The organism is Cohnella boryungensis, from assembly GCF_042651945.1.
In the GTDB taxonomy this organism is placed as follows: Bacteria; Bacillota; Bacilli; order Paenibacillales; family Paenibacillaceae; genus Cohnella; species Cohnella boryungensis.
The window spans coordinates 138739-156592 of record NZ_JBHSED010000058.1 but is presented as its reverse complement, the minus strand read 5'-3'; the positions used below and the strand labels follow the sequence as shown (position 1 = coordinate 156592).

Genomic DNA, 17854 nt, shown 5'->3' with positions numbered 1-17854 from the left:
TGTCCTCGCCCCTTCCGATCAGCCTTGGACTTGCTCGGCCGGCTCTTCCGCGGCGGACGCGGCAGGAGCGGCGCTTTTCGCCAGCGCGGCGACCGCTTTCGCTGACAAGCGTACGTGCAGGTCTTCCAACTGACGATCCGCGACAGCAGAAGGCGCATCGCACAGAAGGTCGGTTGCGCTGGCCGTTTTCGGGAAGGCGATCGTCTCGCGCAGGTTGGTGCGTCCGCTCAACAGCATGACCAAGCGGTCCAGACCGAAGGCGATGCCGCCGTGCGGAGGCGTGCCGTACTCGAACGCATCGAGGAAGAAGCCGAACTTCTCCTTCGCCTCCTCAGGGGAGAATCCGAGCGCTGCGAACATTTTCTCCTGCACGTCGCGGCGATAGATCCGCATGGAGCCTCCGCCTACTTCGTAGCCGTTCAGCACGATGTCGTAGGCTTGCGCGCGAATTGCGCCGGGATCGGTATCGAACAGCGCGATATCGTCCTCGTTCGGACGGGTGAACGGATGATGCTCCGCCACGAAGCGTTTTCCTTCCTCATCCCAGCCAAGCAGCGGGAAGTCGACGACCCATAGGAATTTGAAAGCCTTGTTGTCGATCAGACCCAAGTCGCGGCCAACCTTCTGGCGCAGATTGCCCATTACGTCGGCGGCCGTCTTCAGCTTGTCGGCGGAGAACGTCAGCAAGTCGCCCTCCTCCACATTCAGACGTTCCGTCAGCGCGGCGATTTCCTCCGGCTTGAAGAACTTCACGATCGGACCGCGCCATTCGCCGTCCTTCACCGTGATCCAGGCAATGCCCTTGCCGCCGTAACGCGCGGCGAACGGCTGCAGATCGTCGAGCTCCTTGCGGCTCCAGCTTGCGCAACCCTTGGCGTTCAAAGCCTTCACGACGCCGCCGGAAGCGGCCACGGAGGCGAATACCTTGACATCGCTGCTCTGAACGATGTCCGTAACGTCCTCGATCTCCAGACCAAAGCGAAGATCCGGCTTGTCGGAGCCGTACTTATGAATGGCATCATGATACGTCAGCCGCTGGAACGGTGTCGGAATCTCCACGCCGATCGTCTCGCGAAGCAGACGGGCCATCAGCTGCTCCATCATGCCAAGCAATTGCTCCTGGGACACGAACGAGGTCTCGATGTCCACCTGCGTGAATTCCGGTTGGCGATCCGCTCTCAGGTCCTCGTCGCGGAAGCAGCGAGCGACCTGGTAATAGCGTTCGAGTCCGCCGATCATTAGCAGCTGCTTGAACAGTTGCGGCGATTGCGGCAAAGCGAAAAACTCGCCCGGGTGAACCCGGCTCGGAACCAGATAGTCGCGAGCGCCTTCGGGAGTGCTCAGCGTCAGAATCGGCGTTTCTACATCGATGAAGCCATTGTCGTCCAGGAAATCCCGGAACACCTTCGTCGCTTTCGAACGGAGCAGCAGCGTCTTCTGCATCTCCGGACGGCGCAAGTCAAGGTAACGATATTTCAAGCGCAGCGATTCATCCACTTCCACCCCGTCTTCAATCGGGAAAGGAGGTGTTTTGGCCGCGTTGACGATCTCTACCTCGGACACTTGAACCTCGATCTCTCCCGTTGCCAGATTCGCGTTAACCGTCTCGGGATCGCGTTCGACAATCTGGCCTTTCACGGCGAGTACATATTCGTTGCGCGCGCGGCTTCCCAAGTCGAGCGCTTGCTTGGAGATTTCCGGGTTAAAGACGATCTGAACGATACCTGTGCGGTCGCGAAGATCGATGAAGAGCAGGCCTCCGAAGTCCCGCCAGCCTTGCACCCAGCCGTTCAGTACAACCGTCTGGCCGATATGTTCCTTGGTCAACTTGCCGCAATCGTTCGATTTGAGCATCATTTGTGGTTATTCTCCTTTTCAGTTAACAAAATGTTTAGAATCGTTGGCGCCAGGTTATCCAGCTTAACAGCCTGTTGCTCGCCGCCTGTAACAGAACGCAGCGAGATTTCTCCGCGATCCAGCTCATCGTCGCCGAGCACCGCTGCGAAGCGAGCCCCGCTGCGTTCCGCCGCCTTGAACTGCGCCTTCGTCTTGCGGCCGAGATAATCGCGCTCTGCGGCGATTCCCGCATTACGCAGCCGCTGGATCAGCGCCGGAGCGGCCTTCTCCGCCCGTTCTCCCATTGCCACGATATAGACGTTGGCGCGATTGCCGAGATCGGGCTTGATCCCCTGGTCAGCCAGCAGCAGCAGCGTTCTCTCCAGGCCAATGCCCAGGCCGACGCCTGGCTTGTCGTCCCCGCCGATTTCCGCCACGAGGCCGTTGTAGCGTCCGCCCCCGCCAACCGTGTCGATCGCTCCGATGCCCTGGGCTTTATATTCGAAAGCCGTGTGGGTGTAGTAATCCAGCCCTCGCACAAGACGGGGATTAAGACGATAGGGAATCCCCATCTCGTCCAGACATTCGCGAACGCGAGCGAAATGCCGCTCGCATTCGTCGTCCAAGCTGTCCAGAATCGAAGGCGCATCCGTGAACTTGTCCTGGTCTACCTTACAGTCCAGCACCCGCAGCGGATTGCGGTCAATTCTCGACTGACAGTCGCTGCACAGAGACTGCCGCATCGGCTGCAGAAACGCAAGCAGCTTCTCCCGGAACGCCGCCCGAACGGCCGGAGTGCCGACGGAATTCAACTCCACCGTTACCCCGGTCAAGCCGAGCTCGCGGTAAAAGGCGTAGCCCAGGGCGATAACCTCCGCATCCAGCGCCGGATCGTCCGAGCCGAGAGCCTCGATTCCGAATTGGTGAAATTGCCGGTATCTGCCCGCCTGCGCACGCTCGTAGCGGAACATCGGACCAAGGTAGTACAGCTTGGTCACATCGGGCTCGCCGTACAGCTTATTCTCCACGTAGGAGCGAACGACGCCTGCCGTGCCTTCGGGGCGAAGCGTCATGCTGCGCTTGCCTCGATCCTCGAACGTGTACATCTCCTTCTCGACGATGTCCGTCGTCTCTCCGACTCCGCGCTTGAACAGCTCGGTGCCTTCGAAGATAGGCGTTCTAATCTCGCTGAACCGGTAACGCCGGCAGATCTCGCGAGCCGTATTCTCTACGTATTGCCACATCTCGGAACTGCCCGGCATAATATCCTGGGTGCCCGGCGGCTTCTGGAATCCCATTGCTCATTCGCTCCTTTTCCAAACATTAAAAAAGCCCCCGTCCCAGAACGATCTTAACTAAAGATCGTCAGGGACGAGAGCGTGATCGACATGCTCCCGCGGTGCCACCCGCCGTTCAAGCCATGCTTTTCCGCAGGCTTGCGCTTCATCCGGTTAACGCCCGGCTACGCCGCAAAGCTACTCGATCCCTGATCGCCCAGGCATCTTTCCCTTTCGGTTCTCGGGGAGGTCATTCGTCCAATCATCGCCGGAAAGCTTGCAGCCGATGGCTTTCCTCTCTGGGGGCTTGGGGTTGGATTACTCATTCCCGTCATTGAATCTATGGCTTCATGCAATTGTTACTTATTGTAGTCTGTTGCCGAAGGCCTGTCAAGAAGCGCACTCAACGCCAACCGGCCAAATCAAGAAAATAACCTGCCGAAAAGGGCAGGTTCAATGATTAATTATATTGAAAAAGGGGGTCGTCTATAGAATAGACGACCAAGTTTAACGTCGGATGTATATCAGATTACAGTTTTGTTACAAAAAAGTAAGCGGATTCTTCTTTCGATGCTGCGTCATGCCGTCAACGGTTTTGCTCCCCGGTTGACCCCGCTTGGGCAATTCGCTAGACTGGGTGGGAATGCGCTTCATATCCTCCAATCGAAATGGATGGACACGATGAATATTTACGATATTTCCCGTCTGGCCGGCGTATCCCGCAAAACGGTGCAGCGAGTGTTGAATGGGGCAACGAACGTCAAGCCCGATACGGTAGCCCGAATTCGGAGCATTATGGAGCATCACCACTTCGAACCAAATGCGGCAGCCCGCAAGCTGTCTTCAAGCAAGCCGACCACCGTCGGCATTTTTATCGTTCAAGACGTCCGCCGATACAAGCTGTATACGGACGATCTCTTCTACGGCGCCGTTATCGGCGGCATCATCAGCTGCAGCAACTCCAAAGGCTACAACGTTCTGGTCTCCATCATCGATATTTCGAATGCGGATGAACTATTAAGCATGTACAGGAAACGGAGCGTCGACGCGGGCATTATTATCAGCTGGTCCAACGTGCAAGCCATCGCAGATCGGGTTGCGGAGGCGGGCTTTCCCATTGCCGTCTTCGACCAGAACAACGTGCAGACCCCCGCAGCCAACGTTCTCTTTCCTTATCTGGACAATTGCCGGAGCGCTTACGATGCCGCTTGCTACTTGCTCGATCTTGGTCACAAGCACCTTGGCTTCGTCACGGGGGACCGTTCGATCCCCTGCTCCGATCAACGACTCGAAGGCTTCTTGGAAGCCGTTCGGGAACGCGGGTTGACCGTGGCCAGCGATGACATCATGGGGGGGCGCTTCGTCGAGCGGAGCGGCGAGGAGGCGATCGAAATCTGGCTGCGGGAGAATCGCTTGCCCGAGGCGATATTTTGCTCAAACGACCTGACAGCCTATGGAGCGCTCCAAGCGCTGGCGAAGCATCGGATTGCCGTACCGGATCGCGTGTCGGTGCTTGGCTTCGACGATTTGCTCGTCTCCCAATATACGCATCCTCCGCTCACTAGCATGAAGGTGCCCCGCGTAGAAATGGCCGTCTCGGTTACCTTGAGCCTGATCGAACGCTTGGAGGGCGCAACCGTCCCCCCTTCCGAGCCCTCATCGTTCCGTGCCGCGATTACAGAGCGCGATTCCTGCCGACGGGCTTCCCCGTCTGAGTAACCTTAGACATACTAGCTAGAGCGCTCCTTCTTCTCTCTCCACGCTCCCATCGTCGCATTTTGCGACTATTGCCGCTCCCTCGTCTCTCTCCACGCTCCCATCGTCGCAATTTGCGACCATTTCCGCTCCCTCGCTTCCCTTCTCGCTCCCATCGTCGCAATTTGCGACCATTTCCGCTCCCTCGCCTCTCTCCACGCTCCCATCGTCGCATATTGCGACTATAGCCGCTCCTTCGCCTCTCTCCACGCTCCCATCGTCGCATATTGCGACTATAGCCGCTCCTTCGTCTCTCTCACGCTCCCATCGTCGCATATTGCGACTATAGCCGCTCCTTCGCCTCCCTACGGGCTCGCATCGTCGCAATTTGCGACTATAGCCGCTCCTTCGCGTCTCTCTCACGCTCCCATCGTCGCAATTTGCGACCATTTCCGCTCCCTCGCCCCCTTCTCGCTCCCATCGTCGCATTTTGCGACTATTGCCGCTCCTTCGTCTCTCTCCACGCTCCCATCGTCGCATATTGCGACTATTGCCGCTCCCTCGTCTCTCTCTACGCTCCCATCGTCGCAATTTGCGACCATTTCCGCTCCCTCGCCCCCTTCTCGCTCCCATCGTCGCATTTTGCGACTATAGCCGCTCCTTCGCCTCTCTCCACGCTCCCATCGTCGCAATTTGCGACTATGGCCGCTCCTTCGCCTCTCTCCAAGCTCCCATCGTCGCAATTTGCGACCATAGCCGCTCCTTCGCCTCTCTCCAAGCTCCCATCGTCGCAATTTGCGACCATTTCCGCTCCCTCGTCTCTCTCCACGCTCCCATCGTCGCAATTTGCGACCATAGCCGCTCCTTCGCCTCTCTCCATGCTCCCATCGTCGCAATTTGCGACTAGCCGCTCCTTCGCCTCTCTCCACGCTCCCATCGTCGCAATTTGCGACCATTTCCGCTCCTTCGTCTCTCTACACGCTTCCATCGTCGCAATTTGCGACCATAGCCGCTCCTTCGCGTCTCTCTCCACGCTCCCATCGTCTCAATTTGCGACTATAGCCGCTCCTTCGCCTCTCTCCACGCTCCCATCGTCGCAATATGCGACTATAGCCGCTCCTTCGTCTCTCTACACGCTCCCATCGTCGCAATTTGCGACCATTTCCGCTCCCTCGCCCCCTTCTCGCTCCCATCGTCGCAATTTGCGACCATTTCCGCTCCCTCGCCCCCTTCTCGCTCCCATCGTCGCAATATGCGACTATAGCCGCTCCTTCGCCTCTCTCCACGCTCCCATCGTCGCATATTGCGACTATTGCCGCTCCTTCGCCTCTCTCCACGCTCCCATCGTCGCAATATGCGACTATAGCCGCTCCTTCGTCTCTCTACACGCTTCCATCGTCGCAATTTGCGACCATTTCCGCTCCCTCGTCTCTCTCCACGCTCCCACCGTCGCAATTTGCGACCATTTCCGCTCCCTCGTCTCTCTCCACGCTCCCATCGTCGCAATTTGCGACCATTTCCGCTCCCTCGCCTCTCTCCACGCTCCCATCGTCGCATTTTGCGACCATTCCCGCTCCCTCGTCTCTCTCCACGCTCCCATCGTCGCATATTGCGACTATTGCCGCTCCCTCGCTTCCCTTCTCGCTCCCATCGTCGCATATTGCGACTATTGCCGCTCCCTCGCTTCCCTTCTCGCTCCCATCGTCGCATTTTGCGACTATAGCCGCTCCTTCGCCTCTCTCCACGCTTCCATCGTCGCAATTTGCGACTATAGCCGCTCCTTCCCCTCCCTACGGGCTCGCATCGTCGCAATTTGCGACTATAGCCGCTCCTTCGCGTCTCTCTCACGCTCCCATCGTCGCAATTTGCGACCATTTCCGCTCCCTCGCCTCTCTCCACGCTCCCATCGTCGCAATTTGCGACCATAGCCGCTCCTTCGTCTCTCTACACGCTTCCATCGTCGCAATTTGCTGCTAAGAAACATTGACAGCCAAGCCACTGCATCCCTACTGCACCCTCCACCTAAAAAAATCACACCTTTAAAAATGGGAATTGAAAACCAATCTTTCCACACCTATACTGATACAAATGTCCCACGTAGGACATTCCGTTTGCAGATCAGCAAGCGCTTACAAGAAAAGAACATTCTGACGAAAGGAGCCGAGTTCGTTTGTTGTTGTCCCAGCTATTATTCCCCTCATTGAAAGGAGCTTTATCATGCTGCGGAAAGGCTTTATTAGAGGAAGAATCCCGGCGGTCGCCTCTTGCCTGCTCGTTGTGTCCATGCTGCTGAGCAGCTTGACCGGCCTCGCCCAGCCGGGTTCGGCTGCTGCGGCTCAGAAAACCGGCTTTAAGGATCTTCCCGATACCCATTGGGCAGCGCAGGCAATAAGCCGTATGAACGACTACGGGGTGGTCTCAGGTTACCCGGATTCTTCCGTTCGCCCGAATCAGCCCATTACGCGGGTAGAATTGGCTGCGATGCTTAATCGGCTTTTCGGCATACAAGCGGGAAATTCTTCCGAGGCCATTAAGGATATTGCCGTCGGCACCTGGGCGCATCGACAAATGTCCCTGGCTTTCGGCTCCGGCTACCTGGAGCTTTCAAGCGACGGAGCGGCCTCCCCGGGACGGCCGGTGACCCGTGCGGAAGCGGCCGTTGCCCTGGCGAAGCTGTTCCGCCTGCAAGCCGCCGATGACAAGCCCGTCTCCTTCACCGATGTCGGCTCGTTGGAGGACAATGTCGTTCACGCAATTGATGCGCTCGTCTCCGGCAGCTATGCGAAGGGCTTTCCGGACGGAACGTACCGTCCGAACAAAACGATTACACGCGCCGAGCTCGCTGCGCTGCTGGATCGCATGATCTCCCTCTATGCGGGGCAAAGCGGCACAATCGATATCCGGTCGGTCAAAGGCAACGCTATTGTCAACAAGGACGGAGCGGTACTGAAAGAGACCGTCATAGATGGCCATCTCTACCTCGCCCCGGGAATCGGGGACGGAGACGCCCGGCTTGATCGCGTCACCGTTCGAGGAACTACCTTCGTGCTGGGAGGCGGCGAGAATAGCATCCATATTCGCGATTCCCATCTCAATACGCTCGTCGTCGATCGGCAGGAGGGCCCCGTCCGCGTCGTCCTCACTGGAACGGTCGAGACGCTAAGGATCGAAGGTCCTGCTCGCATCGTGCTGGAGGAAGGCGCCGTCATCAAGCAGTTAATCCTCGCGCCGGGAGCCGGTCAATCCGTCATCGAAGGCAAAGGCAGCGTCCAGACCTTCGACAATCAGGCCGTCGAGGTGCGCTTTAACGGACAGCTTCTGCCAGCCGGGATCTCCTCTGGATCTGGCGTCACCCCCGCAAGCGGAGGCGGCGGCGGTGGCGGCGGTGGCGGCAACCCGTCTACGCCTGCCAATCCGTGGACTTTGGTATGGAGCGACGAATTCGACGACAATGCGATCGATCCTGCCAAGTGGACGTTCGATCTGACCAACGGCGCATCGGTCAACAATCCCGGATGGGGCAACAACGAGCTGCAATACTACACTTCTCGCCCGGAGAACGTCAAGGAAGAGAACGGCCGCCTTGTGATTACCGCAAGGAAGGAAGACTACGAGGGCTTCGGCTACACCTCATCCCGCATTAAAACGAAAGGGTTGTTCAGCAAAACCTACGGAAAATTCGAGATTCGGGCCAAAACGCCCGCAGGCAAAGGCCTCTGGCCTGCCATATGGATGCTGCCGGAGAATTCCGCCTATGGCGTATGGGCCGCCTCCGGAGAGCTCGACATTATGGAGACGTGGGGCAGCAGACCCGACACGATCGCCGGAACGATCCATTACGGTCAGCAGTGGCCGGGGAATACGCACTCCGGCAACGAATACAAGTTCACCGACAGCACGACCCAGCAATTTCATACGTATTCGATCGAATGGGAGCCCAACGAAATTCGCTGGTACGTCGACGGGATTCTCTATTCCACGAAGAACGACTGGTATAGCCGCAGCCAGAATGAACCGGCCAACTATGCCTATCCCGCTCCGTTCGACCAGCCGTTCCATCTGCTGATGAACCTGGCCGTCGGCGGCAATTTCGATGGAGATCCGACGCCCGACACCGTTTTCCCGCAAGCCATGGAGATCGACTACGTCCGCGTCTACGAGCTGACGGGACGAAGCTACCATCCGCCTACGCCGCCGAATTTCGTCAAGGAAGCTTACGCTCCGGGCTCCAAGCTGCCGCAAGCGCCCGACAACGATCTCGTCTACAACGGCGGGTTCACCGAGACCATCGCCGGCGATCCGGGCATGGGCATTGACGGCACGGCCCATTGGAACCTGTTCCAGGAAGCCAACGCCTCCGCATCTGTAGCCATCGAGCCGATAAACAACCGGAATTACATCAAGGTCAATATCGCCAGCGCGGGAAGCAACGCTTATTCCGTCCAGCCGCTGTCCATCGTCTCTCTTGCGAAGGGACGCAACTACAAGCTGACCTTCGAAGCGAAGACCGATACGGCTCGCGGTCTCAATGTCAAGCTGACCGGGGGACAATCCCGAGGCTTCGTAGCCTATTCGCCTACCTTGTCAGCGCCGCTTACCGATACGTTCCAGACCTATGAAATGATGTTCCAGATGAAGGAAGCCTCGGACGCTGCCGCAAGAATCGAATTCAATATGGGGACGAATGCGCGCCCTGTGTGGCTCGGCAACGTCAAGCTCGTTGAGGTCGACGCCTTGCCGTTTGATCACGATTCTCCCAAGATTCCTTATGGTTCCGAGGGCAATCATATTTACAACGGAACCTTTGATCTGGGCGAGCCGGATCGCTTGTCATACTGGCATCTGACTGCTCAGGGAAGCGCCGTCGCGGCCGCGAACGTCGATCCTGCGGTGCGCAAACTGAATGTGACTGTCACAGACGGCGGCTCGGGGGCGCAGGACGTTCAGCTTGCACAGAAGGGCCTCTCGCTCATTCAGGGTCAGCCCTATCGGCTCACCTGGGAGGGCAGCGCCAATACGCCAAGGCAAGTGATTGTCCGATTCGTGAGCAAGGACGGAAGCGAGGTTTATGCGGAGCAAACCATAGACCTGACGGCCTTGGAGGAAAATCATACGTTCAGCTTTACGATGCAGGGAGCCACGACCGATGAAGGACAGATCGTGTTCCAATTGGGCGGCTCGACCGGCAGCCTACGGTGGGACAACGTCAAGCTCGTGCGTCTGGGAGAATATCTGGATCCGGGCGTAGTCAAATTCCCGCTTCGCAATGGACAGTTCGATGCGGGTCTCGCCGCGTGGTCGGGAATTGCCAACGACGGCGCCGTTCTTGCGCCTTCCGTGGAGCAGTCCCAGGCCAAGCTGGCGATCGGCGCGATCGGAACGCAGCCCTGGAGCGTACTGTTTCTCCAGGATGAGCTGCTAACGGCCAATACGGTGTCCTATATCGTACAATTCGATGCCTACGCCACAACGAACAGAAAGCTGCAGGTGGTGGCCGAGAACGGCTCCTACCAGCGCGCCTTCGACCGCACCGTCGATCTGACCGCAACGAAGCAGCGCTTCAAGTTCGAATTCACCAAATCCGGAACGGAAACGGTCGGGTTGAAGTTCCTGCTTGGCGCGCTTCCCGGAGATACGGCGCTTGGCGCTCACGACGTCTTTCTCGACAACATCGTCTTCGAACCGAAAGCGGCCGTAGCCGTCAGCAACCGACTTGCCAATGGCACCTTTGACGCAAATGCGGCAGGCTGGACCAGCTATTTCCATGACGCTGCCGGCGTCGCGGGATCGGTAGCTGCCGAAGACGGAGAATTGAAGGTTGAGGTAAGCCGCAGCGGTCCCGATTCCTGGAACGCCCAGATCGATTACGAGAATGCGACGATAGAGCAAAACAAAAGCTACAGACTCAGCTTCGACGCGAGGGCAAGCATCAACCGCAGCATCCAGGTTGTCGTTGAGCATAAGGGCGGAGACTATCAGAAATATTTGGAGCCTCGGACTGTCCAACTGACCTCGCAAATGCAGAGCTTCAGCTACTCCTTCTCGTCCAGTTCGGCAACGGACGCCGGCGCTCATGTCAACTTCCTGCTAGGCAGGATCGACGCCGAAATCGGAAGTCCTCATTCCGTGTGGTTCGACAATGTGAGCCTTGTCGAGGTTCCGGCGGCGGCGGCGGAAGGACGATCTTTGCAGAACGGTCATTTTGACGAGAACATGGAGTACTGGAAAACCTATCTGAGCGACGGGGCGGAAACCTCGGGCTTCTCCATCGACAATCAGAGTCTTAAGGTCGACTTTCCGAACTATGACGGATGGTTTCCCTGGTCCACGCAGCTCTATCAGGACCAACTTCAGCTCCTGGCAGGCAAAACCTATGTTCTCTCCTTCAAAGCCAGCTCGTCTATAAACAAGAGCGTGCTCGTTCAAGTGGAGCGAAGCGGCTCGGGTCTGCACCTGTCCGCTCAATCGCTTGCTCTGACCGCAGCCGCCGACACTTACTCGTTCGAGTTTACCGTTGGCGGGGAGCAGGACGAGAATGCGAAGCTGAACTTCTTGCTCGGTAGTCAGAATGTTCCCGGAGACCAGTTCCAGCCGCACAGCATCTGGATCGACGAAGTCGCCTTAACCGAGAAGCCGTAATACTAAAACCCCATCCGAGCCGGCTGCAGGAGCCGGTCTCGGATGGGGTTTTCTAGGCCGTATTATCCGCGGCCGCCGGGAGAGCTTCGCCTGCCGTGAGCGGGGCCCGCTGCGGGACCTGTCCCGAGCTCGTCTCCGAACTCCTCGCCGTTCTGCCCGGAGCGCGCCGCCGCTTCTCTGCGCTCGGGCATCATCCCCTCCCGCATCAGCCATTCCATCGTTTTTTCCTTGCGTGATTGCCGCATAGTCCCCTATTCACACTCCTGCCCAACCAAGAAGGTTATGGCATGTAGTGTTGCCAGACGGCGGCATTCTCAACCCTGACGGCTATCCAGAATCAGCGTTACCGGCCCGTCGTTCACCAGCGACACGTCCATCATCGCCCCGAACCTGCCGGTCTCTACCCGAAGTCCGCGCACCCGCAGCCGATCATTGAATTGCTCATAGAACGCCTCAGCCGTCTCCGGTCTGGCGGCGCCCATAAAATTCGGCCGTCTCCCCTTACGGCAATCTCCGTAAAGCGTAAACTGGGAAACCGACAAGACGGCGCCTTGCACGTCCTCCACCGAGAGGTTCATCTTCCCCGAATCGTCCTCGAAAATTCGCAGGCCGGCCAGCTTGTCCGCCATCCAGACCAGATCCTGCTCCGTATCCTCCTGTCCGACGCCGACAAGCAGCATCAAGCCGCGGCCGATTTCGCCCACGACTTGCTTTTCCACGACAACCCGGGCTTCGGATACCCGCTGTACGACGACTTTCATGACACGCTTCCTCCGTCCTGCCTTGCTTAGTTCTCTATTGCATCATCCGCTGTACGGAGAAAATATCTTTGACTCGCTTGATCTTATCGACGACGGACTGCAAGTGCTCCTTGTTGCGAATCAAAATCGTCATGTGCATAATCGCCAGCTTGTTTTTATCGGACCTGCCGGACACCGCCGAAATATTCGTTTTGCTCTCCGAGACGGCTTGCAGCACTTCGTTCAGCAACCCCCGGCGGTCGTGACCCAGAATCTCGATTTCGACGCTGTAATTGGATTCGACCGCTTCTTCCCAATCGACCTCGATGACGCGAGCCGCCTCTTCTCCATCCTCGGCCGTCGGAATGTTCGGGCAGTCGGTCCGATGTACCGATACGCCCCGTCCCCGGGTAATATACCCGATGATGTCGTCTCCCGGCACCGGATTGCAGCAGCGGGCGAACCGAACGAGCAGATTGTCCGAGCCTTTGACGCGGACGCCCTGCGTCGAGCGCTTCTTCTCTGCCGCAGACGCGGGCGCCTTCATCTCCTTGACCTCGGCCGTCAATTGAATCTGCTGCGCTTCTTCCGCTTCCTTGCGCAGCTTCTCCGTAAGCTTGGTGCAGATTTGCGCCGCGGTAATTCCGCCGAAGCCGATAGCGGACAGCATATCCTCCACGTCGTTGAACGTGAACTTTTTCGCAGCCTCCAGCAGCTTGTCGTCTCCCATCCATTCATGGGGCTCCAAGCCGAGCCTTTTCAGCTCCCGCTCCAGCTGCTCGCGTCCCTTGTCCACGCTCTCCTCGCGCTGCTCCTTCTTGAACCACTGGCGGATTTTGCTCCTTGTATGCGAGGACTGCGCGATTTTCAGCCAATCCTGGCTCGGCCCATAGGAGTGCTTGGAGGTCAGGATCTCCACGATATCCCCTGTTTTCAGCTTGTGATCCAGCGGCACGATTCTTCCGTTCACCTTGGCGCCGATCGTTCGATTGCCTACCTCGGTGTGCACGCGGTAAGCGAAATCAAGCGGAACCGACCCGGCAGGCAGCTCGAATACTTCCCCTTTGGGCGTAAACACGAATACGAGATCGGTGAAGAAGTCCATCTTCAACGACTCCATAAATTCCGCCGCATCCTGCGTATCCTGCTGCAGCTCTATAATCTCGCGGAACCAGTTCATCTTCTCCCCGAAGCTGCCCGGCACGACCCCCGCCGACGTTCCGTCCTTGTAGGCCCAATGCGCCGCGATTCCGATCTCGCTCGTCCGGTGCATCTCCCAGGTGCGGATTTGCACTTCGGTCGGTTCGCCCGTCGAGCCAACGATCGTCGTATGCAGCGACTGATACATATTCGCCTTCGGCATGGCGATATAGTCTTTGAAGCGCCCCGGCATCGGCTTCCACAGCGTATGAATGATGCCGAGCGTCGCGTAGCAATCCTTCACGTTGTCGACCAGAATCCGGATCGCCAGCATATCGTAAATCTCGTTGAATTGCTTGTTGCGGCTCATCATTTTCTTGTACACGCTGTAGATATGCTTCGGTCTCCCCGAGATATCCCCTTGTATGCCCATCTCGGCCAGCTTCTCGCCAATTCGTTCGATCAGCTCCGCAATGTGCTGCTCCCGCTCCGTACGCTTCATCTTCATGAGATGGGCGATACGGTAATATTGCTGCGGATTGAGAAAACGAAGGGCGATGTCCTCCATCTCCCATTTAATTGAACTGATCCCCAGACGGTGAGCGATCGGGCAGAAAATTTCCAGCGTCTCGTGCGCGATGCGCCGCTGGCTCTCCTCGGACTGGAATTTCAACGTACGCATATTATGAAGGCGGTCAGCCAGCTTAATTAAAATCACGCGGATATCGTTGGCCATAGCCACGAACATCTTGCGATAGTTCTCGTTCTGCTGCTCTTCCTTCGACTGAAACTGGATGCGCTCCAGCTTCGTCAAGCCGTCGACGAGTCCCGCCAGCGTCTCCCCGAACCGTTCGCGAAGATCGTCCAGCGTCACATTCGTATCTTCGACTACATCATGAAGCAACGCCGCCATGACCGTGACGACGTCCATCTGCATGCCCATGCATATCTCCGCAACGGCCAGCGGATGCAAAATGTAAGGCTCGCCGGATTTGCGGACTTGACCGCGATGCGCTTCTTCGGCAAATTCGTAAGCATCCCGGATTTTCTGCAAGTCTTGCTCTTTCATATACGTAGATGCTTTTTCAAGAAGCAACTCCATGCCCATGCTTATTTCCTTTCCGACGGCGCCTGACACCGGATTTTTCCCCTGAAGTGATTGCTACCATTATGCCTCTTCGCAACGCGAATCGTCAACCTGCGCGAGAGACTTTAGACCCAGCAAGCAAAGCTCGCGCGCGTATTCGCTCGAATCCTGCGCCATCGCCTAACCCACTGGCTTGGCAATCTTCGCACGGTTTGCAGTGTAGAATGGGCGGTGCATGAAAAAAAGACACCTTCGGCAGGCTAAGCCGGCCGAAAGTGTCTAAGCTGACGCGATACGCAGGTCAGTAGGTAACGAGAGATACGACGTCGAGACCTCCAAGCTTATCTCGCCCGTTCAAATAACTGAGCTCGATTAGGAAGGCTGCGCCGACGATTTCGCCGCCTAGCTGGTTGATCAGGTTAATCGTCGAAGAGATCGTGCCGCCCGTCGCAAGCAAATCGTCCGCGATCAGCACCTTCTGCCCCGGTTTAATCGCATCGCTGTGAATGGCCAGCCGATCTTTGCCGTACTCCAGATCGTAAGCCGCTTCCACCGTCTCCCCCGGAAGCTTGCCGCTCTTGCGGATCGGCACGAAGCCTACGCCAAGCTCGATCGCAAGCGGGGCGCCGATGACGAAGCCGCGGGCTTCGGGCCCCGCGATCAAGTCGATTTCCTTATCCTTCACAAGCTCCTTCAGGGCGTCGATCGCCGCCCGGTAAGCCGCAGCGTCCTTAAGCAGCGTCGTGATATCCTTAAATCGTATTCCCGGCTGCGGGAAGTCGGGGATAACGCGAATGTAGTCTTTGAAGTTCACGGGATCAGACTCCTTTATTGAAATGAAACGTTTTTCTTCGAGCTCGCACGAAATGCATTATACACTTTTTGATCGGCTTTTGGCTACCTAAGCCGACACCTGCTTCAGACTTCTCGCAGCCCGGTTCGTCAGACGCGGGAATGGCAGCCGTTCATCCATAGATGAAGCTGCTCTGCGGACATCTCGGCCAGCCTGCGCTCTTCGTTCTGCTCCTTTGCCCTGCGGTAGCGGGGCGATTCATCCAGAGGCCGCTTCGGAGGATCGCTCACAGCCTTGCGCGATGCGCCACGGCTATCGATGAATCCAAGCTCGATGAACACTTCATGCATCATACGAACGACCGCCAAGGGCAGACCTGTCGTTTGCGCCGTTTCCTGCAGAAAGCCGTCAGGTCCCTCCAGCCACTGCCCCTTCTTCCGACATAACGCATACACCTCAGCAAATTGCTTGCGCTCAGGGAAGGCCCCGCTCCCCTTTCCGGTCGATCGCCGAGAGGAGGACGAAGGATCGTCAAGCACGGTGACGCGTTCCAGCCCCCGTTCCGGCGCGAGCCAGCGCTTTAACGCGACAATTTCCGACTCTGTCGACGGCAAGCCGAGAAGGACCAGATGCTGCGCGGCTCCTCCGTTCTCCATAGCTGCGGCCGTTTCCCCGCGAACCTCCTCGTCCGGCACTCCGCGCTCAAGACCGGGGGGATGATACAATCCGATCCGCGCGCCCGACTCGCCGAATCTGCCCAAAGCCTCTTCGAGCCCAGCACGGGACGCGCAGCCGATCAGCAGCTCCGTCCCCGAAGAGACGGCGGCGATTCGTTCCATTGCCGCCCAGGGACTGCGTTCCCCTCGTCTGTCCGCTATCGCAAGCTGCTCCGAGCGCAGATCCTGGAACATCATCTGCACCTTGCGATTGCCGTTCCATTCGTTCACGGACAGCTCGCCCAGCAGATCGATCCGCAGTCCGGGGGCCAAGCGCTCTCGCTGCGCTCCCATTCCGAAAGCGACCACGTCGATCGATTGTCCCGATTGCTCGATCGTGAACTTCAAGTGCTGGTTCTCCTTGCCCATCGTCCGGCTATCGCAAATCGTCACGTCTCGCAGAGCGATCCTTGGAGCAGGATTGCCGTTGCCGAACGGCTCCAGACGGGACAACTGCTCTACCGCCCCGAGCGTTGCGTCACCCAGAGTTACGCATAGATCGACACGCCGTTTGGGCTGCCAGTCCTCTTCCTTCAGCCGCTGCTCGGCCAATCGGTCAAGACGCTCGGCAAGCAGCGTCACCCTGTCCCGATGCAAGGTAAGACCAGCGGCTGCCTGGTGGCCTCCATAGTGCTCCATCAGGTCCTCGCAATCCTTCAGGGCGGCGTACAGATCGAATCCTTCAATCGAGCGACCCGATCCTTTGCATAGCTGCGTCTGCGAATCGATGGCCAGAACAAAGGCCGGCTGATAATATTTTTCCACGAGCTTGGAGGCGACCAGACCCGCAATCCCGGCATTCCAGCCTTCCTTCGCCAATACGATGACGCGCCCCGCCTCCTTCCTCTCCAGAAGGCTTTGCCACATCCCGTCCGCCTCCGCGAAGGTTTGCTCCACCAGAGCCTGGCGCTCCTGATTCAAGTGGTCCAGCTCCAACGCGTAGACATCTGCCGCTTCCTCAGATACGGCAGTCAAAAGCTGCACTGCGCTGTCGGCATGAGCGAGCCTGCCTCCGGCATTCAGACGCGGAGCAAGCGAGAAGCCGATTCTTCCGCTGGACAATTCCGCAGCCTCGAAGCCCGCCACTCTCGCAAGCGCACGCACTCCGGCGACGGGGCGGCTTCGCATGCTCTCCAGCCCAAGCCTCGCGATAATCCGGTTTTCTCCCGTAAGCGGCATAAGATCGGCGATCGTTCCGATGGCGGCCAGATCCGCGTACTCCAGCATCGGACGGCCAAGCAGGGCATGCGCCAGCTTGAAGGCGACGCCAGCCCCGCACAGCCCTTTGAACGGATACGGACAATCCTTCTGCTTCGGATTCACAAGCGCTACGGCGCGAGGAAGCGTCTCCGGCGGTTCATGATGATCGGTGACGACAACGTCGATGCCAATCTCCGTCGCATAAGCGATCTGTCCCACGGCGCTGATTCCATTGTCTACCGTAATCAGCAGATCGACCCCGGCCTCCGCAGCCCGATCCAGAGCCTCGTTATTCAAGCCGTATCCTTCGCGGCTTCTGTGGGGGATGTACGTATCGAAGGTTGCTCCCAGCTCCGTGAGCAGTCGGATCATGAGGGCCGTGGACGTAACGCCGTCGGCATCGTAATCTCCGTATACGCGAATACGTTCGCCTTCTCTGACGGCCCGTTCGATCCGGTCCGCAGCCTGCCTCATATCCTTCATCAGGAACGGATCAAGCAAGCCTTCCACAGTCGGCTCCAGAAAGTCGATTGTATCCTGCACGTCCGTCCAGCCCCGCTCCGCGAGCACCCCGGCTACCAGGCGAGTGACGCCCAGCCGTTCGGCCAGCTCATCCACGCTTTCTGCCGCCGCAGTCGGCATATCCCATCTGTATTTGGATTTGATCACTACCGTTTTCCCCCTGCCGTTAAACGAAAAAATAACTCCGCCGCCCTATTGGCGGCGGAGCT

12 protein-coding genes are annotated in these 17854 nt (G+C 58.0%); 2 read left to right on the top strand and 10 right to left on the bottom strand.

Annotated elements, in window-relative coordinates; all coding sequences use genetic code 11:
- Positions 1–18: 18 nt before the first annotated feature.
- Complete coding sequence (gene aspS / locus ACFO1S_RS22405) at positions 19–1857, bottom strand: aspartate--tRNA ligase (RefSeq protein ID WP_204601718.1); 1839 nt, start codon at positions 1855–1857, stop codon at positions 19–21.
- On the bottom strand, positions 1854–3134 hold the full coding sequence (gene hisS / locus ACFO1S_RS22400) for a histidine--tRNA ligase (protein WP_204601719.1): 1281 nt from the start codon (positions 3132–3134) through the stop codon (positions 1854–1856). Before hisS ends, aspS begins: the two co-directional genes overlap by 4 nt.
- 549 nt (positions 3135–3683) lie before the next feature.
- Between hisS and ACFO1S_RS22395 the strand changes: the two genes are divergently transcribed.
- Positions 3684–4832 (top strand): LacI family DNA-binding transcriptional regulator, encoded by a 1149-nt coding sequence (locus ACFO1S_RS22395; protein WP_378127614.1) that lies wholly within the window; start codon positions 3684–3686, stop codon positions 4830–4832.
- 15 nt (positions 4833–4847) lie between these two features.
- Here the strand turns inward: ACFO1S_RS22395 and ACFO1S_RS22390 are convergent, their stop codons facing one another.
- The 3 genes from ACFO1S_RS22390 to ACFO1S_RS22380 form a co-directional block, all read right to left on the bottom strand.
- A complete protein-coding gene (locus tag ACFO1S_RS22390; RefSeq protein WP_378127612.1) occupies positions 4848–5078 on the bottom strand; it encodes a hypothetical protein in 231 nt (76 codons plus the stop codon).
- A gap of 301 nt (positions 5079–5379) precedes the next feature.
- Complete coding sequence (locus ACFO1S_RS22385; RefSeq protein ID WP_204601723.1) at positions 5380–5841, bottom strand: hypothetical protein; 462 nt, start codon at positions 5839–5841, stop codon at positions 5380–5382.
- A gap of 327 nt (positions 5842–6168) precedes the next feature.
- Complete coding sequence (locus tag ACFO1S_RS22380; protein WP_204601724.1) at positions 6169–6408, bottom strand: hypothetical protein; 240 nt, start codon at positions 6406–6408, stop codon at positions 6169–6171.
- A 617-nt stretch (positions 6409–7025) separates the two neighbouring features.
- On the opposite strand from ACFO1S_RS22380, the gene ACFO1S_RS22375 reads away from it, so the two are divergent.
- Positions 7026–11447 carry a carbohydrate binding domain-containing protein gene (locus tag ACFO1S_RS22375; RefSeq protein WP_204601725.1) on the top strand — a complete coding sequence of 1474 codons (4422 nt, stop codon included), beginning with the start codon at positions 7026–7028 and terminating at the stop codon, positions 11445–11447.
- A 62-nt stretch (positions 11448–11509) separates the two neighbouring features.
- Here the strand turns inward: ACFO1S_RS22375 and ACFO1S_RS22370 are convergent, their stop codons facing one another.
- The 5 genes from ACFO1S_RS22370 to recJ form a co-directional block, all read right to left on the bottom strand.
- Entirely contained in the window at positions 11510–11692 is a 183-nt protein-coding gene (locus tag ACFO1S_RS22370) for a hypothetical protein (protein ID WP_204601726.1), read from the bottom strand.
- A 69-nt stretch (positions 11693–11761) separates the two neighbouring features.
- Positions 11762–12208, bottom strand: a complete 447-nt coding sequence (gene dtd / locus ACFO1S_RS22365; protein ID WP_204601727.1) for a D-aminoacyl-tRNA deacylase — start codon at positions 12206–12208, stop codon at positions 11762–11764.
- Positions 12209–12242: 34 nt separating this feature from the next.
- Positions 12243–14435, bottom strand: coding sequence for a RelA/SpoT family protein (locus tag ACFO1S_RS22360; protein ID WP_204601728.1), 2193 nt, complete (start codon positions 14433–14435; stop codon positions 12243–12245).
- Positions 14436–14715: 280 nt separating this feature from the next.
- Positions 14716–15228 carry an adenine phosphoribosyltransferase gene (locus ACFO1S_RS22355; RefSeq protein ID WP_204601729.1) on the bottom strand — a complete coding sequence of 171 codons (513 nt, stop codon included), beginning with the start codon at positions 15226–15228 and terminating at the stop codon, positions 14716–14718.
- A 128-nt stretch (positions 15229–15356) separates the two neighbouring features.
- Positions 15357–17792: a single-stranded-DNA-specific exonuclease RecJ gene (gene recJ / locus ACFO1S_RS22350; protein ID WP_204601730.1), complete on the bottom strand. Its 2436-nt coding sequence runs from the start codon at positions 17790–17792 to the stop codon at positions 15357–15359.
- Positions 17793–17854 lie beyond the last annotated feature (62 nt).

What these genes read in the sequence shown, in the direction of transcription:
- aspS (WP_204601718.1), bottom strand. Translation starts at nt 1,857, where the DNA reads ATGATGCTCAAATCGAACGATTGCGGCAAGTTGACCAAGGAACATATC.
- hisS (WP_204601719.1), bottom strand. Translation starts at nt 3,134, where the DNA reads ATGGGATTCCAGAAGCCGCCGGGCACCCAGGATATTATGCCGGGCAGT.
- ACFO1S_RS22395 (WP_378127614.1), top strand. Translation starts at nt 3,684, where the DNA reads ATGCTGCGTCATGCCGTCAACGGTTTTGCTCCCCGGTTGACCCCGCTT.
- ACFO1S_RS22380 (WP_204601724.1), bottom strand. Translation starts at nt 6,408, where the DNA reads ATGGGAGCGTGGAGAGAGACGAGGGAGCGGGAATGGTCGCAAAATGCG.
- ACFO1S_RS22375 (WP_204601725.1), top strand. Translation starts at nt 7,026, where the DNA reads ATGCTGCGGAAAGGCTTTATTAGAGGAAGAATCCCGGCGGTCGCCTCT.
- ACFO1S_RS22370 (WP_204601726.1), bottom strand. Translation starts at nt 11,692, where the DNA reads ATGCGGCAATCACGCAAGGAAAAAACGATGGAATGGCTGATGCGGGAG.
- dtd (WP_204601727.1), bottom strand. Translation starts at nt 12,208, where the DNA reads ATGAAAGTCGTCGTACAGCGGGTATCCGAAGCCCGGGTTGTCGTGGAA.
- ACFO1S_RS22360 (WP_204601728.1), bottom strand. Translation starts at nt 14,435, where the DNA reads ATGGGCATGGAGTTGCTTCTTGAAAAAGCATCTACGTATATGAAAGAG.